Genomic DNA, 19,620 nt, shown 5'->3' with positions numbered 1-19,620 from the left:
GAATTGAACATCATAAACGCTGTACTATTTCTCGCCTTCACCATCATCATCCGAATAATTCTTTGCCTTTTATCGGGAGACTTGCAGCTTCCAGGTGTCTCCCTGAAAACAGATGAAGTCGGGGTGTTCAGCAAGTCCTTCAGGTTCTCTGTCGGGAGAATGTCAGGATAAATACCCGTGTGATCCCTGGGGAAACCGGGCCGGCACGTGATGGATCAGCCCGGTCTTGACTGTTCTGCGTTGGTCATTTAGTGAATGTGGGTCTTGAGTATAATGACAAGAAATATTGGATGGTTCTTGGCCATTTCAGAAAAAATGACTAATTTTATAAAAATCCAATTTTACTTCATTATGATGGAACTTATATCAAAACCAAAATCACAACTCATCAAACAACTCTGGGAGTCCGATCCGGTCATCAGGAAGATGCTTGTTCAGTCGGATAATCCGCGTGTTGCGCGGGAAAAGCTGTTCGAATATCTGAACCAGCTGGAACGTCACTATTTCAATATTTATTCGGATAAACCTTTTAAAGAAACTCATATTATTGATAAGGCCAATGCAAAGGAGTGCATCCGTGTATTAAAAAACATCATACGAACTGAAAATGAAGAAATAACTAATTTTTCAGCACTTGAACAACTCTTCCGTCTTGCTAAAAATGATTCTTCCATCACCAATATTTCCAAAGGATTTATTGCTGAATTCATCTTTTTGTTCCGGGGTATCAATGCAAATTCGGGAATTACAGTGGACAAATTCATTCTTCCCGCGGATGACCATCAGGCATCTTTGTTAAGATCTGAAAAACTGGATGAGTATGCTGAAAAAATGCATTTTTCTTTAAAGAAATTCAAAAGCGGCACTGATACTGAGTTGCAACAGAGAATGAGGTCAATGAAAAAAAAGATCCTTGAACATTTCCAGTCTTCTGAAGAGGATTGGGAACAGTATACCTGGCATTTAAAGCACATTATTAGTGATACCAAAACACTTAGAAAGCTGGTAAAACTTGAGAAAGAAGAACTTCAGGGATTACAGTATGCTGAACAAAACGGGATCCCGTTTCAAATAACACCCTATTACCTGTCCTTGTTTAATGAAGATGGCAAAACACGGGAAGACAGGGCTATCCGGGCACAGGTCCTGCCCAGTATGCACTATGCTCAAAAAGTTCGGGACAACAAGCTGTTTCATATGGACATGGATTTTATGGGAGAGAGGTCAACCAGTCCTGTGGAGGGGATTACGCGCAGATACCCACAGATTGTCATTCTGAAACCGGTGGACATTTGCCCACAGATTTGTGTTTATTGCCAGCGTAACTGGGAGCTTAAACCGCTTAAAGAATCCAGGATGACCAAAGCCAAGGTGGCAAAAGCGATTGAATGGATAAAAAACAATGAACAGATATCGGAAGTGTTAATAACTGGTGGCGATCCCTTTATCCTTAACAATGAGAATATCGATCTGATGTTGGATCAGCTGTCAGCAATAAATCATATTGAACGAATCCGGATCGGGACCAGGACACTGGTGACCCTGCCATTCAGGATCAATCAAGCGCTGGTGAACATTTTAAAGAAATACCACAAACCCGGATCCAGAGAGATCTGCATCATAACCCATGTGGAACACCCAACTGAAATTACATCCGATACCATTCAGGCGATCCGTAAAATCAGGGAGGCGGGAATAAGTATCTACAATCAGCAGGTTTTCACTTACTTCAACAGCCTCCGGTACGAAACCTGTTCGCTGCGGCTCACGCTGAAACGTGCGGGCATAGATCCCTATTATACTTTCAATACGAAAGGAAAGGATGAAACGGAGGACTTCAGGGTTCCGATCGCCAGGCTTGAACAGGAACGAAAGGAGGAAGCACGGTTTTTACCAGGGGTCATCCGAACCGATGAACCGGTCTTCAATGTCCCCAAACTGGGCAAGTCACATCTGAGAGCCTGGCAGGACCATGAGCTGATTATGATATTGGATTCCGGCCGGCGCATGTACCGGTTCTTTCCCTGGGAATCAAAGGTTACGCTTGTGGATGATTATATTTATACCGATGTATCCATCTATGATTATTTAAAAAGACTGTATGGGGACAAGGAAGATATAAATGATTATAAATCAATCTGGTATTATTTTTAATCTTCTTTTGTCAAAATCCTTAAGGAAAAATGTCACACCACAGCATGCATCCTTACCACATCAATCTTAACCTGAATGTCAGAGGGCTGGAACCTTCAGCTACCTTGGCCATCAATGAAAAAAGCAGCCAGCTGATCAAACAGGGAAAGGAGGTATTCAGACTCGGTCTGGGGCAATCTCCGTTTCCTGTTCCGGAGGAAGTGGTGGAATCACTTCGGCAAAATGCGTTTCAGAAAGACTACCTTCCCGTCAGGGGACTGCCTCAGCTAAGGGAAGCCATAGCCGACTTCAATTTCAGGATGCACAAAGTCGACGACCATATGGAAGATATCCTTATTGGCCCCGGAACGAAGGAATTAATATTCATACTGCAACTGGTCTATTATGGTGATCTGATTATCCCGACGCCAAGCTGGGTGTCGTATGCACCCCAGGCAAAGATCATTGGGAGAAACGTGTATTGGGTACCCACGCGCCACGACAATGACCTGAGAATGAGCCCGGACATGCTGGAGGAGATTTGCGAAAAAGATCCGGATAAACCAAGGATCGCCATCCTGAATTATCCTTCCAATCCAACCGGGGTGACCTACCCCATTGAACGATTGAAAAGACTTGCGGAGGTTGCCCGAAAATACAGGGTGATCCTGGTCTCGGATGAGATCTATGGTCTGTTGCATCATAATGGTCAGCATGTGTCGGTGGCCAGGTATTACCCCGAAGGAACGATCATCAGCAATGGGCTCAGCAAGTGGTGCGGTGCGGGAGGCTGGAGGCTTGGTTTCTTTTCCTTTCCATCAGGATTGAGATGGCTGCACACTGCCATGGCCATGGTGGCGAGTGAAACCTATACTTCCACCAGCGCACCGATACAATACGCAGCAGTAACCGCCTTCAAAGGGGGGCCATTTATGGACGAATATCTTTTACAAGCAAGGAAGATCCTGAAAACGATCCTTAAATATATCACGGTTCGTTTCAATGAATTGAACATTACCTATCCTTCACCACAGGGTGCCTTCTATCTTTTCCCTGATTTTGAATTCTACCGCGCAAAACTACTGAAAATGGGTATTGAGACCAGTCAGGAACTCTGCGATCGCATTCTTGAGGAAACAGGAGTGGCTATGTTGCCAGGATCGGATTTTGGACGCGATCCGGCCGAATTCTCCGCCAGGATAGCGTATGTGGATTTCAATGGCAGAGATGCAATGAGCGCATATGATCAACTTCTTCATGAAGCAAATAGCAATGACTCATTCGTTAAGGAATATTGTCCCAGGATAACCAGTGCAGTAGAACGACTGGGCAACTGGCTCCTGCATTAAAGCATCCACTGAGTCTGTCATTGAAGGTCTGCTGTAGACCAAGCCCAGGGATATCATTACCCTGATCAATTAAATCATGGGATCCAGCCCGGATCCATTTAACACGGAAGCCGCGGATCTCAATGCTGACAACACCATTCATGTTCTGGATGTGACTTCAATGGTCAATATCATCATGCAGGTGGGGGGTATCTTCTGTCCCTGCTTTCCTTCGATTTCTTATAAAGGACGGACCTACACCGCTGTTCAGATCGGCTCGCAAGGCTGGATGGCGGAGAACCTGACTATGGGCGAAAAAATCCCAGCTTGATAGTCGGACAGAGAAGGATGTTCAATTCAACTGGTAACGAAGGGTCAATGTGTCAGGATATGCACTCACTTCACATCCGGTAACAACCGGATAAGTCCTCCAAAGTGCTCATCATCAGTGCCGAAGAATATCTCTTTGTCACTGCCGGGCATTTCCCGGATCGCAATGCTTTCAACTTTCAGCCCATCCAGGTCAGCCAGCCTGTTATTGAGTCCCAGTTCAACAACAGGGTTTCCCTGTCCGTCATCATTCACTTTGCCTATCTGCCAGATCACGCTTCTGAAAGGTCCATCATCGTTTCCTGAATCATAAGTTGATACGATGTAGATATAGCCTTCAGCGTCGATATCCATGGCTACAACAGGCCGGGTACCGGGTCCAACCGGATCAACTCCTTCGTAGAGAATCTCTTCAAAGTCCCATAAATTCATGGGATCCAAAGAAAACTTCGCCCAGCGTATTTTCGTGCTGGCACTATCTTCTGCCCGCTCGGCGAAGAAGAAAACAAGTTGCTGCCCCACCTGGCTGACTTCGGTTGCTTCGACATTTATAATATCTACCGGCCAGTCAATATAATCATTAATTTCCAGCTCACCATTGTTGTAGATCCCATGAAAGATGCGACGGTAATTGGTTCCTTCCTGTCCGCTTTCCACAAATAAAAAGTCTTTTCCTCCGGGAATACTGCAGGAACTTTCCATATCACTTGAAACACCTCCGGGTCCCGGAAAAGATAGGTACAACGGTTCCCAAATGACCCCCTCGAATTCCGACTGGGGTAATCTTATCAGGCTGAACCGCGGCCAGTCCTGTTTTTCCGGACTGTTTTTCGAATCATGTACCCCAATGAAGACGTCATCGGCCACCCACGACAATCCGCTCAGGTTGGGCAGAGTGGAGGGAAAAACCGTATCGTCATCATCTGTGCAGGAAAACGGCAAGATCATCAAGAAGGTAACGGACAATAGCATGTTGAGCACTTGCAGACATTTGAAATGACGGTTGTTCATAAACAGTTGATATGGAATATAGGTTAGGGAAGGCAAAATTATGAAAAAGTATTTACATAAATTTCGCTGGTGATTTTAAGTGGCCTTTTTCAGTTCAGGACTGTCAAGATTCAATAAATCTTGAAAGGTTTCACTATGGCGGATCAGCGTATCCATCACCCGTTCATCGTCGATCTGGAAAACTTCAGCAATGATTCTGACGAGTTCCGGCAGGACTCCCCGGATGCGTTCGGTGACCGAGAGCTGCACCACCCCATCGGTGGCTTGATGGAAAAGTCCACCAAGTGTTTCATAGGCTGTGAAGCGTTTAACCGTTCCGAGGATGTTGTATTGAAGCACTGTAATGGATATCCTGGCAATCTGGGAAGCGAAGTCTCTGGACTGGGATTTCCCCAGCCCCAGCATGCTCTTGCTTTCTTTAAAGTTCAGCTCAATGCCCCAGCGCTTTTTGTTAAGGATAGCAGCCTCCTCGGCCGTAATGTCAGAGTTATCGGTCAGATCCGACAGAATTTATTTCTATATTTCTACTCTTGTCCTTTTGTTTGCGGTAACAATTACAAACGTACACCATGGGACGAACCCTTCAGGGGAGTAGCCCCTTTTAAAATTTTAGTCAATCAGTAGTGATAAATTTATTTAAGTACATTTGAACATAAAATCAAATCATGGATTCTCTAAAAAATTTTAATCCTTATGAAAAACACAGATGTTCTAATTATTGGTGGAAGTGCAGCAGGTATGGTGGCGGCTATTACTGGTAAATCTTCCTGGAATGAAAAAAGTTTTATTCTGGTGAAAAAACAAAAAGATGTCATGGTACCGTGTGGGATTCCTTATATTTTTGGCACGCTGGACAGCAGTCAATTGAATATTATGCCAGTAGATAACATGCTTGCAAAATCCGGAATTGAATCGATTGTTGATGAGGTGGTCAGTTTGGATAAAAATTCAAAAACTGCTAAGATTTCAAGTGGTGAAGAGATCCGTTATGATAAGCTGGTCATTGCCACGGGATCACTGCCTCTCATTCCAAGGTGGTTAAAAGGCACAAGCCTTGAAAATTTCTTTGTTATTCCCAAAGACAAGACCTATCTTGACCGGATGAAGGAAAAAATGGCCAGCTTGAAAAAAGTCGTTGTCATTGGAGCCGGATTCATTGGGGTTGAATTTTCCGACGAATTAAATAAAAGCGGTCATCAGGTCATATTAGTAGAAAAGGAAAATACAATTCTGGCAGCTGCTTTCGATGAAGAAGTTGCTGTAAAAGTTCGTGAAATTCTTGAAAATCGCGGAATTAAAATCATCACAGGCAATGGTATCAGTGAAATCGTCGGCAACTCAAAAGTTGAGAAAGTTAAATTAGAAAACGGGGAGATTCTTGAAGCGGATGCAGTCATCTTATCTGTTGGTTATCAACCAAATACAGAACTTGCAAAACAATCCGGAATTAACGTTGATGAAAGTGGTTTCATTGCGGTGGATGAATATATGAGAACACATGAAAAGGATATTTTTGCCATTGGCGATTGTGCCCAAAAGCGGGATTTTGTAACGCGAAAAAGAGTTCCAACAATGTTAGCTTCAACAGCCTGCGCCGAAGCCCGGGTTGCGGGTATGAATTTATTTGGAATTAACATTGTGAAAACGTTCAGTGGAACGATCAGTATTTATTCAACGGCTATTGGCGATTGGGGATTTGGAACAGCCGGAATTACTGAAAGACATGCAAAAGAAGAGCATATTTCTGTTGTTACCGGATTATTTGAAGGCATCGATCGTCATCCCGGTAATTTACCCGATATGCACAAACAACTTGTTAAACTTATTGTTGCGAAATATTCAGGTGTGATTGTCGGAGGAGAAGTGATCGGGGGTCTAAGCGCAGGTGAATTAACCAACGTGATCGGGCTGGCCATAGAAAACCGAATGTCCGTCAATACTTTATTGACTTCTCAAATTGGAACACATCCGTGCTTGACAGCATCTCCCGCTGCCTATCCATTGATTAAAGCTGCTGAAATTGTTGCTGAAAAAATGAAATGCAAAGAATAAAATCAGATAACCATAAAGGTTTTATTCCTTATACGAACAGGCCACTGCGTTCAAGTTTACCTCCCCCGCTACCGAGTTAATGCAAAGTCTTTTAGCACCACTCGTGAAAAGGTGGAAACTTCTACCGCACTAATTGTCACAAGTCAGGACAGTCACTATACAAAGAACGCAAGCAGACTGAATCTGCATTTTTGGCTTTCAGGTGTCGAGGTTCAATACTTTTTTTACGCCAAACTTCTGAAAATCCCTCGTGCCTCCGCCTTGTTCAATAACATGGAGCACCCTTTCATCCCTGTTGAAAAAGCCGGTTCCAAAAATCATTCGGAGTTGACCGTACACGGTGAAAAAAGGATGCATGATCGATGAGGGTCCCAGCAGGTAGACGTGCGAATCACCGGATATTTGGCGCATTATTTCAAGGAATGTGCCATTGGAAACAGATGTCGAGGTAAGAATGATGGCTTCAGATGTGCTCAGGTAACGTGATTTTTCTTCGTCGGGAATGACACCAGCCTCGCTTTTAATCAGATCAAATACCTTTAAATCAATTCCTTCATTGGTCAGCCTGTCGATAACAGGTTTAAAATATCCTATCATGGTAACATGTTCAACGTTCCCAAAATCGATGGCTTCACAAATGTCCGTATTTTCCATACCCGAAACCCGGGAATTCAGCAATGCATTCAGGTACGCATTATAGATGATTCGGCTGGCCCTGTTGTTCAGGTCAGGGACAAGAGCGTTCTTCCCACGCACATCCACGCTGACTCCAAGGTTTGCGCAAACTCCAATATCCCCGTTCTTTAACATCACGGCGGAATACTTCATTCCTGTGACAAATTTTTCAATCTTTTCCTGATCAAAACCATATTCCCCCATAAAATACTCCAGGGGATCCTCATCTGTCCAGCAATGGATCATATTTTTGCCCTCTGGAATCGTTTTTTCTGAATATAATCTGTCATAATTCCTGAATAGACACCATGCTATCTCAAACAAATTATACGTTACATAGTGTCATTACATTTTGCAAGAATAGGTATTTTTTTTACAGACCACTTTCGTTTCATATCTCCAATCGCATTCAGGGACCATATATTTGAACATTTTTGGAAATTTAAATTATTTGTTTTACATTTGGACGTCTAATTGTAAATTATAGTTTGTATGGTACCGCGTCCGTTTTGGATTGATAGAATCAATCAAGCATGGGAAACTCGTTCAATCGTTTGGCTTTCGGGGGTTAGAAGGGTGGGTAAAACAACGATTGCCAAAATGCTACCTGGCATAGAATATTTGAATTGTGATCTTCCTTCAACCCAACGAAGAATTGAAGATCCGGAATCCTTTTTTTATGGACTAAAAAATGTCCGTTATCTTGTACTGGATGAGGTTCACCAGCTTGAAAATCCCAGCAGTGTTTTGAAAATAGCTGCAGATGAATTTCCTGAACTCAAAATCCTTGCAACAGGTTCTTCCACCCTTGAAGCAACTAAAAAATTCAGGGATGCACTCACTGGCAGAAAACATGTCATCTATCTTCCCCCAGTCCTGTGGAATGAATGTCGGCAGCAATTTGATATTCACAATCTGGATCATCGGTTGTTTTTCGGGGGCCTTCCTGAGCCATTACTTTCCAGGTCAGGAGATCTGTCATTTTTTTCAGAATGGTTCGATTGTTACTATGCCCGGGATATTCAGGAACTGTTCAATGTGCGTAACCGGTCAGGTTTCTTAAAACTGATGCATCTTTTATTCAGGTCGAGTGGCAATCTGATCGATTACACAAATTTATCAAAACTGAGCGGTCTGTCACGGCCAACAGTTTTATCCTATTTAGAGGCACTCCGTATTGCAAATGTTGTGTTTCCACTTACTCCCTATCATGGTGGTGGGAGAAGAGAGTTGACTCAACAGCCTAAATATTATTGTTTTGACACAGGATTTATACGGTTCGTTAAAGGATGGAATGAACTAAGAGAAGAAGACCGTGGATTTCTGTGGGAACATCTTGTACTGGATATGCTAAGGGCCTCTATTCCATATCCTCAGATCTTCTACTGGCGGGATAAATCAAACAGGGAAATTGACTTTATCATCAAGCGATCAGGTGAAGCGGTCGATCTTATAGAATGTAAGATTAATCCTGATCATTTTTCTGGTTATGCTGTAAAAGTTTTCCGTGAATCATATCCCCTGGGCAATAATTATTGCATCAGCCCTTATATTACAAAAAGCTATTCAAGCAAAAGGGATGATCTTCTGATAACCTTTATTGGAGATTTGGAAGAGTATTCAGCTATTTTGATCTGAGCACAAACCAGTTAACATTATCATTTCCGGCTCCGATTGAGCCAAATAAATTAAAAATCAACCATCAGATATCCTTAATCTGATATCAAAAAACCTGAACTCCCGTTCAGGTTTTTTGTAGCCCCACCAGGAATCGAACCTGGATTTAAAGTTTAGGAAACTTCCGTTCTATCCGTTGAACTATAGGGCCGGCTAAAATATTTTCCGCTGCAAAGATATGAAATCCGGAGCTGATATCTGATTAACCGATTAACCGATATCTGATATCTGATTTTTATTCATCATTCAAATCCTAAATCAAATATCCGTTCATCGTTAATCTGATATCTGTTTTTCTGTTGTACAGAAAAACAGAAGGAGCGTGCCACCCATAACACGCTCCTTACTAAAGTAACCCAAATCTTGAATTACGAAACAGTAGTATAGTAATTCACCCAATCACTGACTTAATCCGAAAAAATGAAAAAGGTAATACGATCTCCATAACAATTTTTACAAAATTTTATGGAGAGAAGTAAAGATTTACGAACAAGGATTGATGATTTGTGGTTTTTGAAGTGAATTCAAAGATCTTTGTTCCTTGTTCGTCAATCATTTTAAAACACCTACAGCCGTTGTCCTGCCGCAAACAAATGAAAAGAGCGTGCACCCATTCACGCTCTTTCATTAACCCGGTTTTTTACGTAACAGAGGTTAGTAATTCACCCAATCTGAACCTTAATCGGAAAAAATGAAAAAGGTAATACGATTTCAATAAAATTTTTTTTAAAAATTTTATTGAAAGAAGTAATGATTTACGAACAAGGAACAAAGATTTATGATTTTTGAAGTGAGTTCAAAGATCAAAGATCTTTGTTCCTTGTTCGTCATTCCCATTCCTCTGTTTGTTAATGACTAACGTTTTTAGCTTTACGTTGAACAATCTTGTGGATCCCGTGATCCTTGCCCGACCTTTGCACCAAAGTATGAACCGGTGCCGGAAAGGCAATGCCTTTCCGAATCTCCAGAACGGGATAAGATTATACTGCGGTTCAGGGATGGTCACTTTTACCACCAAAGGCGCTCTGTTTTAAGTCCGGGAATTGAACTGAATAAATAAACAATGCTTCCTCCGTGAAATATTAGTGTACTATTTTGTACCTTTGCCTCCCCATTCTGATGATGGGATTGTAAGTACCACTTAACCTTTAAAAAATGAATGATTTGTTTGAACTGATCATTTCCCAGCTGGGAAATGATACCGTGGACAGGATGAGTGCACGGGTAAATGAAAATCCATCCAACACCCAGAAAGCCATCCAGAACGCCATCCCGATCCTTGTTAATGCACTGGCAAGAAACTCTTCCAGCAGCGAGGGTGCAAGTTCACTGCTGAATGCTCTTACCAAGGATCATGACGGAAGCATCCTGGAGGACATGACAGGTTTTCTTACCAATCCGGCAGTGGCAAACGGAGCCGGTATCCTGAAACATGTACTGGGTGGCAACCGCAATAAGGTAGAAAACTATCTGAGCAAATCCAGTGGAATCAGCCTGAGCTCAGCCGGTAATATCCTTGAAATGCTCGCTCCGATCCTTATGGGATTCCTGGGCAAACAAAACAGGTCTTCCGGAACAGGCGGAGGAATCATCGATATCCTGCAGTCAGTGCTGAACAAGGGGCAAGCTGCCGATCCACAGCAACAAGCCAAACAGGAATCAATCTTCAACAAACTCCTGGATAAAGACGATGATGGTTCCATCGCCGACGATATCCTGGATATCGGTACGTCGATCTTCGGTAAATTTTTACGAAGAAAATAATTATTCATTTAACACTTTTATGTCATGGGATTAAGAAATTTTATCAAGAACATCGGTAAAAAACTTACCGGTGTTGAAACAGAAACCAAAACACTCAGCCCTGCTGAAATTCTCCAGCAAAATGCAACGGCAACACTTGCCCTGAAGAACCTGCTGGCAAAAATGGCACTGCCCATTGAAAACCTGAATGTCATCTATGATCAGGGAAAAGTGACCCTGTTCGGGAAGACCGAGTCGCAGGAAACCTCTGAAAAAGCGGAATTGATCGTAGGAAATACACAGGGTGTGGCGGAAGTGGACAACAACATCGAGGTGGTGGTACCGCAGCCGGAGGCTGTATACCACACCGTGGTCAAAGGTGAATACCTTTCCAAGATTGCCAAACAATATTATGGCAATCCCAACCGGTACATGGAGATCTTCGAGGCCAACAAGCCGATGCTGAAGGATCCGGATGAGATCTATCCCGGACAGGTGCTGCGGATACCGAATGTGACCAAATAACCATATAATGGTGAGGAAGAGACTGCAGTCACTTCCTCACCATTATGTGAATTTCTTTTAACTGCTCCTCGTCCAGCGGGGCAGGCGAATCAATCATCATATCCCTGCCTGAATTATTTTTGGGGAAGGCGATCACGTCGCGTATGGAATCGGCACCTGCGAACATGGCTACAAGCCGGTCAAAGCCGAAAGCAATCCCTCCGTGCGGGGGAGCACCATACTCAAAGGCGTTCATCAGGAATCCGAACTGCTCCTGGGCTTTTTCTTTAGTAAAGCCCAGCACCTGGAACATTCTGTGCTGAAGATCCCTGTCGTGGATCCGGATCGAGCCTCCACCGATCTCTACACCATTAATGACCAGATCATACGCATTGGCCCTGACAGCACCAGGATCGGTATCCAAAAGGTGGTTATCCTCCGGTTTGGGAGAAGTAAAGGGATGATGCATGGCATAATAGCGATGGGTCTCCTCATCCCATTCCAGCAACGGAAAATCCACGACCCACAGGACCTCATACCGGTCAGGATCACGCAATCCCAGGCGGGTACCCATTTCCAGCCTGAGCTCACTGAGGGCTTTCCGGGTGCGGGAAGCCTCCCCGGCAAGGATCATCACCAGATCATTGGGTTCGGCATCAAAACACCGCACCCACTCTTTTAATTCATCGGCAGTAAAGAACTTATCAATGGTGGATTTGATGGTTCCATCCGAATTATACTTCACATAGATCAGTCCCCTGGCTCCGATCTGCGGCTTTTTTACAAACTCCGTCAGCTCATCCAGCTGTTTGCGGGAATAATCACCGCATCCCTTTGCGCAAATACCTGCAACAAGCTCCGCTTCTTCAAAAACAGAAAATCCCTTTCCTTTGGCCAGGTCAGTGACCTCCACAAACTTCATTTCGAACCGGGTGTCCGGTTTATCGGAACCATAAAATTTCATGGCTTCTGCATAACTCATTGCCGGGATCCTTCCTATGCGGATATCCTTGATCACATCGAAAAGATGATGGATCAGTCCGCTAAAGGTCTCCAGCACATCTTCCTGTTCCACGAAGGCCATTTCACAGTCGATCTGGGTGAATTCCGGCTGGCGGTCGGCGCGGAGATCCTCGTCGCGGAAACACTTGACGATTTGCATGTAGCGGTCATATCCCGCAACCATCAGCAGCTGCTTGAAGGTTTGCGGGGACTGGGGCAACGCATAGAACTGCCCGGGATTCATCCGTGATGGTACCACAAAGTCGCGTGCGCCTTCAGGGGTAGACTTGATCAGGCAGGGGGTCTCGATGTCCAGGAATCCCTGTGAGCTCAGGTAAGTGCGTGTTTCCATGGCCATCCGGTGACGCAGCTCCAGATTCCTCAGGTTTGGAGTCCGCCGGAGATCGAGGTACCGGTATTTCATCCGCAGCTCCTCTCCGCCGTCGGTAAGGTCCTCAATCGTGAAAGGAGGTACTTTGGAACTGTTCAGCAGTTCCAGCGTTTCAACCAGGATCTCAATATCCCCGGTAGGCATTTTGAGATTTTTATTGCTTCTTTCGGTCACCTTTCCGGTTGCCCGGATGACATCTTCCCTGCCCAGCTTACGTGCTTCCTGGCAGAGAGCGGGATCGGATTCCATATTAAATACCAGCTGGGTGATACCGTATCGGTCACGGATATCCACAAAGGTCATCCCTCCCAGGTCGCGGGAGCGTTGCACCCAGCCACTCAGGGTGACCGTCAGGCCGGCATGTTTCAGGCGGAGTTCGCCGCAGGTGTGGGTTCGGTACATGGGGATTGGTTTGAATTAAGGGAGTAAAGGTAGGGAAAAAGCTACAAGCTGCAAGCTAAAAGTCGAAGCGGAGCGAAGATCCCACCGAAAGGTGGGACTGCAAGCTGGTATCTGAGATTTTTCGTACTTTTGCTGACAAACTTTGTTAATAAATAGAACAAACCATGAAACATTTGATTATCACCTGCATGATGGCAGGGCTGCTGATTCCCTTTGCGCTGACGGCCCAGGTAGAAAAACCGGTGACTCCGGAAGAAGGCTATGTCTTTACGATCGTCAAACAGGTGAAGGCCACACCCGTTGAGAACCAGTACCGGTCGAGCACCTGCTGGAGCTTTTCCTCCACGGCATTTCTGGAATCCGAACTGCTGAGGATCAGAGGCGACGAATATGACCTGTCGGAAATGTTCGTCATTTACCATACGTATCTGGAAAAAGCCATTAAATACATGCGGCTCCAGGGAAATATCAACCTCGCAGGAGGAGGGGCTTTTCATGACGTTACCGATGTGATGCGCGATTACGGAATGATGCCTGAAAAAGCCTACACCGGGCTGGCAATCGGTGGAGAAAACCCGGTCCATAATGAGATGGACAAAGTGGTCAAAGCTTATATGGACGCCGTTGTCTCAAATCCGAACGGAAAACTGACCCCGGTATGGAAGGAAGGGCTGAAGGGGATCCTCGACGCTTATCTGGGAGAGATCCCGGAGGAATTCACCTACAACGGCAAGAAATACACGCCGAAAAGCTTTGCCGAAAGCCTGGATCTGGATCCTGATGATTACGTGGAGATCGGGTCCTATACCCACCACCCCTTTTATAAGCCCTTTGTGATTGAATTACCCGACAACTGGCGCTGGGGAAGCATCTGCAATGTTCCGCTGAACGAAATGGAAGAGATCATCGACAACGCCCTGAACAATGGGTACTCGGTAGCCTGGGGAGCCGATATCAGCGATAAGGGCTTCTCGTGGAAGAACGGCGTGGCAATCGTCCCCGATGAAAAACTCACCGACCTGACGGGAACTGAAAAGGAGAAATGGGAAAAGCTGACAGAGAAAGAGCGGCAGGATGCCCTTTATAAATTTGACAAACCGGGCAGGGAGAAAACGATCACACAGCAGATGCGGCAGGACGCGTTCGACAACTACAGCCTGACCGATGACCACGGCATGCAGATCATCGGTATTGCCAAGGATCAGTATGATAATCCGTATTACCTGGTAAAAAACTCGTGGGGCACGGATCATAAATACAAGGGCTATTTCTACGCTTCAAAACCCTACGTACTGATGAACACCATCGACATCATGGTGCACAAGGATGCGGTCCCGAAACAGATCCGGAAAAAGCTTGATCTGTAATGATCCTTTCCATCATCATCCCCGCTTACAACGAGGCGAAGACCATCCACCTGATCCTGGATAAGGTGCTGGCGGTCAAACTGATCGGCAACATTGAAAAGGAGATCCTCATTGTCAACGACTGCTCCGGGGATGCCACGATGGCCGTCGTTGAGCAATACATTGAAACCCATCCTTCCTGTAACATCCGTTTGCTGAACCAGCCGAAAAACCTGGGAAAGGGTGCGGCCCTGCACCGGGGCATTGACGAAGCCAGCGGAGATTATATCATGATCCAGGATGCTGACCTGGAGTACGATCCGCAGGAGTACAACCTGCTGCTGAAACCCGTGACCGATGGCTTTGCCGATGTGGTGTACGGATCCCGGTTCCTTGGCGGAAACCCTCACCGCATCCTCTTCTTCTGGCACAGCATCGGCAACAGGCTCCTGACCCACCTGTCCAATATGTTTACCAACCTGAACCTGACGGATATGGAGACCTGTTACAAACTCTTCAGGGCGGTGATCATCAAGAAGATCCATTTATGCGAGAACCGGTTTGGCTTCGAACCCGAAGTGACAGCCAAGATCGCACGCTTCAAGGGAATCCGGATCTATGAAGTAGGAATCTCCTATTACGGCCGAACCTACGAGGAGGGGAAAAAGATCACTGCCCGGGACGGATTCCGGGCAATCTGGTGCATCCTGAAATACAATCTCTTCAACAGAAGGTACCTGAAATGACTTACCTCAATCCATCTTTTGCAACATCCTTCGTACGGTACATCCGCGACCTTAGAATCCCGATGCGGTTCAGAAAATGCACCAGCGAGGTCTTCAGCACCCCGAAGGCATAAACGGTGCTGTTCCGTAAATTAATGGAGGATGCTTCCCTGAAGTATTTCGTGGGGCAGGTGATCTCCGCAATTGGGAAACCCGCGTAAATGATCTGTGAAAGCATCTGGTTGTCGAACACGAAATTATCCGAATTGGCATTGAAGTTCACCCGTTCCAGCACCTCCCTCGAGAACGCCCTGTAACCAGTATGGTATTCTGAAAGTTTCTGCCCCACCAGGAGATTCTGCAGGAGGGTCAGAACACGGTTGGAGATATACTTTATCAAGGGCATTCCGCCTTTCAATGCACCGTTGCCCAGGATGCGCGAACCGAGCACCACGGGATACACATCGTTGGCGATCAGAAACGCCATGGAGTGAATGAGCCTGGGCGTGTACTGGTAGTCGGGATGCAGCATGATGACAATGTCGCCGCCGAGCTCCAGGGCCTTGTTGTAGCAAGTCTTCTGATTCCCTCCGTATCCCTGGTTCTGGCCATGGACCACGATATGCCGGATCCCGATGCGATGTGCCAGTGCGGCTGTCCGGTCAAGGCTTTTATCGTCCACAAGAACCACCTCGTCCACAATATCGAAAGGGATTTCCTGATAGGTCTGTTCAAGGGTCATTTCTGCATTGAATGCAGGCAAAACGACGATTATTTTCTTGCCGTTGATCATATCCGGCTGATTAATTTAGCTTTACAATTTCCAGGTCATCAAAATAGACAGGTTGGCTTCCGCTGTTCCAAAGATACACCTTCAGCGGATCACTCCCAAGTTCACCGGGAACGGTGACATACATCACCAGCTGCCTCCATCCGCTTTCGTCCGACCGGATGTTGTCGTTCACCGACTTATAGTACAATTCCGGTTTTGGGGCAGCCACCACCAGATGGCTTTCGTAATAATCCCCGTACCTCCATACGCTGATCCGGTACCGGTCGCCTGCCTTCAGGTCCGTCAGGGTGTATTCCAGTCCGAACCGGTTCTCTGTATCGAGCTTGACGGAGCGGGAACCGGATCTGGCCTGCTCGCCCGAATGCAGCCAGCCTCCTCCAAAAGTACGGTTGCTGTTAATAAAACGGGAAAAATCAGATGTCAGCGAATCAGCATTGCAATAAATTCTTTCTCCGAAAGGTGCATTCAGATGCGCCAGTGCCGGCCCTATGGCATTGGTGTCCAGCTCATAGAGCGAATGGATCCGTCCTTTGTACACCTCTTTCAGGGGAAATCCTTTCTTTCCGATCGTCGCCACTTCATCCCCGGAGATCACCCGGCTGATGAAAATGATCCTGGGACCCGAGATCCGGAGAATGTCTTCCATGCTCATTTCCGCTTCCCAGTTATAAAAGAGGTAATTCCTGACATCAAAGAAATAGGTCTGGGGATACACCGCTTTCAGTTCCGGCAGGATCCTTCGTTTGGCATAAGCATTCCCAAACTTTAGGGCCGAGTATTTATTGATGGTGTTCGGGTAGTAATAAACACGTGTGAATCCGGCATATTGCTCATCAACCTTCAGGAACGTGGCATCGGTTTCCTCATTGGTGATGCGGTAATGATGATCCGCTGTTTTCAGGTAGGGTAAATTCCCGATCATAAAGATGATCACCAGTGCCAGGAAGAGGACCGGAGTGGCAATCTTCGTCAGCTTAGGATGGGACGAGAGGCGTTCAAGGCTCAGGGTGATCAGAAAAACGGAAAGCCCCAGAAAGCCCTGGGCGGGGAGGAGGTAGTGGTTGGCATGGTAATGCTTGGCAACGATGATGATACTTAGGGCGATCATGAAGGTGATGGCCGCAAGCAGCTTCACGGAGGGAATGGGCCCGTTGATTGTTTCACCGGGTGTTCTCCTGAGGATCTTGCGCGCCAGCAAGACAGCCAGCAGCGCAAGGGAAACGAAAAAGACCGCCGACATGACCGGGTTTGCCACGAAGATCTGTCCAATGTTGCTGAAATAGGTCTGTGTATCGATGAAACCCTCACTACCCTGGCCATAGATGCCAGTATGGGTCGTTAGCCGGTAAAACCAGTCAAACATATGCCGGTATTCGGGAAGGGCAGGGGAGGTGAACACAATGAAAGTCACCGCTGTACCGATGACAAAGAGGCTCTTGCGCAACCAGCCGTGTAAGCGGAGCAGGGGAACGAAAAACAGCGGGAAATAGGTGGCCTTGGTGGCCAGCCCGAATCCTGATAAAAGGGCAAAGAAGAGCACATATTTCCAGGAATCCCTTCCGGAATCATACAGATAATAGACCAAGAGCATCACCATGACGGTTGACACCATGAACAGGACGGGTTCCGGAGAAACCTTGGTCCAGACGTGTTCCAGCACATTGGCCGAAAGAAACGGGGTGATCTGAAAGATCAGGGCATACCACAGGGAACCTGTATTTTTCCAAACCACCCATCCCAGCAGGAGTAAAAGCACTGCAGTAAGAATGATGAAGGTTACCCGGATCAGCTGGATATACCGGTCGGGATCACGGATCACCCTTTCGACCAGCGGGTGGTCGTGATGCCGGTCAAATACGGAGGACAGGGCCAGGATAACGGCACTCCCTTCCATCACCGTCGTACCTGGATTGTCGACATGCCCGACGGGCTGCATCTTTAACAGGTTCAATGCATTGACAAGGTAGATGTAATCGGGGTCATTGGCAAACCGGGCCCTGTGAAACGTGATCCCAAAAACCGAGTAGAGGATGGGGAGGATCAGCAGGATAACGATCAGGGCGGGTTTTTTCATCAGGAAACCAGGTGTGTTTTTTAGAGCGCCATCTGGGGCTGGAACTGAAGGATGCCGTTAATGTATTTGGAATTTTTTATCAGGCGGAAGGGCAGCTGGCCTGTGATCTCTTCCGCCACATCATCGTGATCAAAGTCATATTTAAGCTCCAGAACCACTTCGGTATCGGCCGGGCGATCCCGGTCAAACAGATTCGGTAGGGTTAGAACCTCAAAATACCGCAGCCTGTCGTCGATGGTGATCCTGAATTTCCGGTCGTGGCTCTGATAATAGCTCCGCTGATAGGTGTTCAGCAGGGAGGGCTGCAGGCTTGCCAGTTCATTTCTGACCCATTCCGGCAGCGCTGATTGCGCAAACACAACTGATGTGTCAGCGGCGGTAAAGCCCCGGTCAAAATCAAAGGGCTCCAGGGGAAAGGACAGCTTTCGGCCCACAAACCCGTCCTTGACCTTGATCTCCAGTACCGGGTGTTCAAGATGTCCAAAAAGATCCCCGTACCAGCGGATCCGGAATTTTTTCCTGTTGGCGCTGCCGTAAATGTTGTCGTAGAAAAAACTCAGCGATGGGGTGTCAAAATACAGGTTATTGACGTGCCGCAGTTGATAGATCGGAGAAAACGCGGCCGGGTGCAACCGGATGATCATTTCTGCCTCGGAACGGGAGTAGGGATAGATCAGGAATTTTCTTTCAAACCGTTGACGGAGAAGGGGAGTATGCTCGCTGTTCATCATCCTGCACCCGATTAATAACCTTTGTTATCGATGAACACCACCTTTACGTCGGGGCTGATCTTCTGCAGTTCCTCCTTGCAATCCTGGAGGGAGTTTGTATGTTTTATCTCGATCAGGAAAGAGGCCTCGATCAGATGGTTCGATTCATCGAACCGTTTCAGTTCGGCAGCGATGAAATTCTTGCGCACGATGTCGCTGATGGTACTGAGTGGTATTTGTCCGGGTGAAGCGCTTGAGATGGTAAGGAAAAGGTTTTGTTTTTCCGATTTACGGGATAAAAAGTGGCGGGCCCAGAGAATGGCCACAATGATCAGAAAAGCGATCACCACAATGTTGCGTTGATTAGCCCCCAGTCCCAGCCCGACAGAGATACACAGGAACAGGTAGGCCAGCTCTTCGGGTTCTTTTATGGCGTTCCTGAACCTGACAATGGAAAGGGCTCCGACCAATCCAAGAGAGAGGGCCAGAGAGGACTTGACGATGGAAATGATCAGCATGGTGGCAAAGGCCAGCAGGATGAAGTTGGAAGCAAAACTTCTCCTGTTCGACAGGCTTTTCCCGCATTTGAGATAAGTCCACCGTAAAATCACCATCAATACAACAATGATCGCCGAGTTGATCAGAAAATCAGTGACCGATATCTCTGATGTCTGGGTGATCAGAAACTTTTGAAACAATTGCCATTTATCCTGCATGATCCAAT

Annotated in this window: 17 protein-coding genes and 1 tRNA gene; 9 read left to right on the top strand and 9 right to left on the bottom strand. The window is 46.3% G+C overall.

Going from position 1 to position 19,620, the window contains the following annotated elements:
• Positions 1–351 precede the first annotated feature (351 nt).
• The 3 genes from PKI34_04910 (at position 352) to PKI34_04900 (ending at position 3,792) form a co-directional block, all read left to right on the top strand.
• Complete coding sequence (locus PKI34_04910) at positions 352–2,154, top strand: KamA family radical SAM protein (protein ID HNS17145.1); 1,803 nt, start codon at positions 352–354, stop codon at positions 2,152–2,154.
• Between the two features lie 29 nt (positions 2,155–2,183).
• Entirely contained in the window at positions 2,184–3,482 is a 1,299-nt protein-coding gene (locus tag PKI34_04905) for an aminotransferase class I/II-fold pyridoxal phosphate-dependent enzyme (GenBank protein HNS17144.1), read from the top strand.
• Between the two features lie 76 nt (positions 3,483–3,558).
• Entirely contained in the window at positions 3,559–3,792 is a 234-nt protein-coding gene (locus PKI34_04900; GenBank protein HNS17143.1) for a hypothetical protein, read from the top strand.
• A 65-nt stretch (positions 3,793–3,857) separates the two neighbouring features.
• On the opposite strand, the gene PKI34_04895 is transcribed toward PKI34_04900, so the two are convergent.
• Together PKI34_04895 and PKI34_04890 are read right to left on the bottom strand one after the other, a co-directional pair.
• Positions 3,858–4,739 carry a hypothetical protein gene (locus PKI34_04895; GenBank protein HNS17142.1) on the bottom strand — a complete coding sequence of 294 codons (882 nt, stop codon included), beginning with the start codon at positions 4,737–4,739 and terminating at the stop codon, positions 3,858–3,860.
• 138 nt (positions 4,740–4,877) lie between these two features.
• Entirely contained in the window at positions 4,878–5,300 is a 423-nt protein-coding gene (locus tag PKI34_04890; GenBank protein HNS17141.1) for a transposase, read from the bottom strand.
• Between the two features lie 195 nt (positions 5,301–5,495).
• Here PKI34_04890 and PKI34_04885 point away from each other — a divergent pair, with 195 nt between their 5' ends.
• On the top strand, positions 5,496–6,854 hold the full coding sequence (locus tag PKI34_04885; protein HNS17140.1) for an FAD-dependent oxidoreductase: 1,359 nt from the start codon (positions 5,496–5,498) through the stop codon (positions 6,852–6,854).
• 198 nt (positions 6,855–7,052) lie between these two features.
• Here the strand turns inward: PKI34_04885 and PKI34_04880 are convergent, their stop codons facing one another.
• A complete protein-coding gene (locus PKI34_04880; GenBank protein ID HNS17139.1) occupies positions 7,053–7,775 on the bottom strand; it encodes a DUF364 domain-containing protein in 723 nt (240 codons plus the stop codon).
• Between the two features lie 246 nt (positions 7,776–8,021).
• Here PKI34_04880 and PKI34_04875 point away from each other — a divergent pair, with 246 nt between their 5' ends.
• Complete coding sequence (locus PKI34_04875) at positions 8,022–9,167, top strand: ATP-binding protein (protein ID HNS17138.1); 1,146 nt, start codon at positions 8,022–8,024, stop codon at positions 9,165–9,167.
• A 118-nt stretch (positions 9,168–9,285) separates the two neighbouring features.
• Here PKI34_04875 and PKI34_04870 read toward each other — a convergent pair.
• Positions 9,286–9,357, bottom strand: a tRNA-Arg gene (locus tag PKI34_04870).
• A 1,004-nt stretch (positions 9,358–10,361) separates the two neighbouring features.
• Here PKI34_04870 and PKI34_04865 point away from each other — a divergent pair.
• Both PKI34_04865 and lysM read left to right on the top strand, forming a co-directional pair.
• The gene (locus tag PKI34_04865) at positions 10,362–10,970 is read left to right on the top strand and encodes a DUF937 domain-containing protein (protein ID HNS17137.1); all 609 of its coding nucleotides are present in this window, start codon (positions 10,362–10,364) and stop codon (positions 10,968–10,970) included.
• A 24-nt stretch (positions 10,971–10,994) separates the two neighbouring features.
• Complete coding sequence (gene lysM, locus PKI34_04860; protein ID HNS17136.1) at positions 10,995–11,474, top strand: peptidoglycan-binding protein LysM; 480 nt, start codon at positions 10,995–10,997, stop codon at positions 11,472–11,474.
• Positions 11,475–11,502: 28 nt separating this feature from the next.
• On the opposite strand, the gene aspS is transcribed toward lysM, so the two are convergent.
• The gene (aspS, locus tag PKI34_04855; GenBank protein ID HNS17135.1) at positions 11,503–13,248 is read right to left on the bottom strand and encodes an aspartate--tRNA ligase; all 1,746 of its coding nucleotides are present in this window, start codon (positions 13,246–13,248) and stop codon (positions 11,503–11,505) included.
• Positions 13,249–13,412: 164 nt separating this feature from the next.
• Between aspS and PKI34_04850 the strand changes: the two genes are divergently transcribed.
• Both PKI34_04850 and PKI34_04845 read left to right on the top strand, forming a co-directional pair.
• A complete protein-coding gene (locus PKI34_04850) occupies positions 13,413–14,615 on the top strand; it encodes a C1 family peptidase (GenBank protein ID HNS17134.1) in 1,203 nt (400 codons plus the stop codon).
• Positions 14,615–15,340 carry a glycosyltransferase family 2 protein gene (locus PKI34_04845; GenBank protein HNS17133.1) on the top strand — a complete coding sequence of 242 codons (726 nt, stop codon included), beginning with the start codon at positions 14,615–14,617 and terminating at the stop codon, positions 15,338–15,340. The genes PKI34_04850 and PKI34_04845 overlap by 1 nt, the downstream gene beginning before the upstream one ends.
• A 1-nt stretch (position 15,341) precedes the next feature.
• Here PKI34_04845 and PKI34_04840 read toward each other — a convergent pair whose 3' ends face one another.
• From PKI34_04840 to PKI34_04825, 4 genes are read right to left on the bottom strand one after another with little or no spacing between them, the layout of a single operon-like run.
• The gene (locus tag PKI34_04840; protein ID HNS17132.1) at positions 15,342–16,112 is read right to left on the bottom strand and encodes a glycosyltransferase family 2 protein; all 771 of its coding nucleotides are present in this window, start codon (positions 16,110–16,112) and stop codon (positions 15,342–15,344) included.
• 10 nt (positions 16,113–16,122) lie between these two features.
• Entirely contained in the window at positions 16,123–18,186 is a 2,064-nt protein-coding gene (locus tag PKI34_04835; protein ID HNS17131.1) for a hypothetical protein, read from the bottom strand.
• Between the two features lie 20 nt (positions 18,187–18,206).
• Complete coding sequence (locus tag PKI34_04830) at positions 18,207–18,917, bottom strand: polyphosphate polymerase domain-containing protein (protein ID HNS17130.1); 711 nt, start codon at positions 18,915–18,917, stop codon at positions 18,207–18,209.
• Positions 18,918–18,928: 11 nt separating this feature from the next.
• The gene (locus PKI34_04825) at positions 18,929–19,612 is read right to left on the bottom strand and encodes a DUF4956 domain-containing protein (GenBank protein HNS17129.1); all 684 of its coding nucleotides are present in this window, start codon (positions 19,610–19,612) and stop codon (positions 18,929–18,931) included.
• Positions 19,613–19,620: the final 8 nt, after the last annotated feature.

The organism is Bacteroidales bacterium, from assembly GCA_035342335.1.
Taxonomy (GTDB): Bacteria; Bacteroidota; Bacteroidia; order Bacteroidales; family JAGONC01; genus JAGONC01.
The sequence above is the reverse complement of the archived record's forward strand: the minus strand, read 5'-3'. Positions and strand labels throughout refer to the sequence as shown.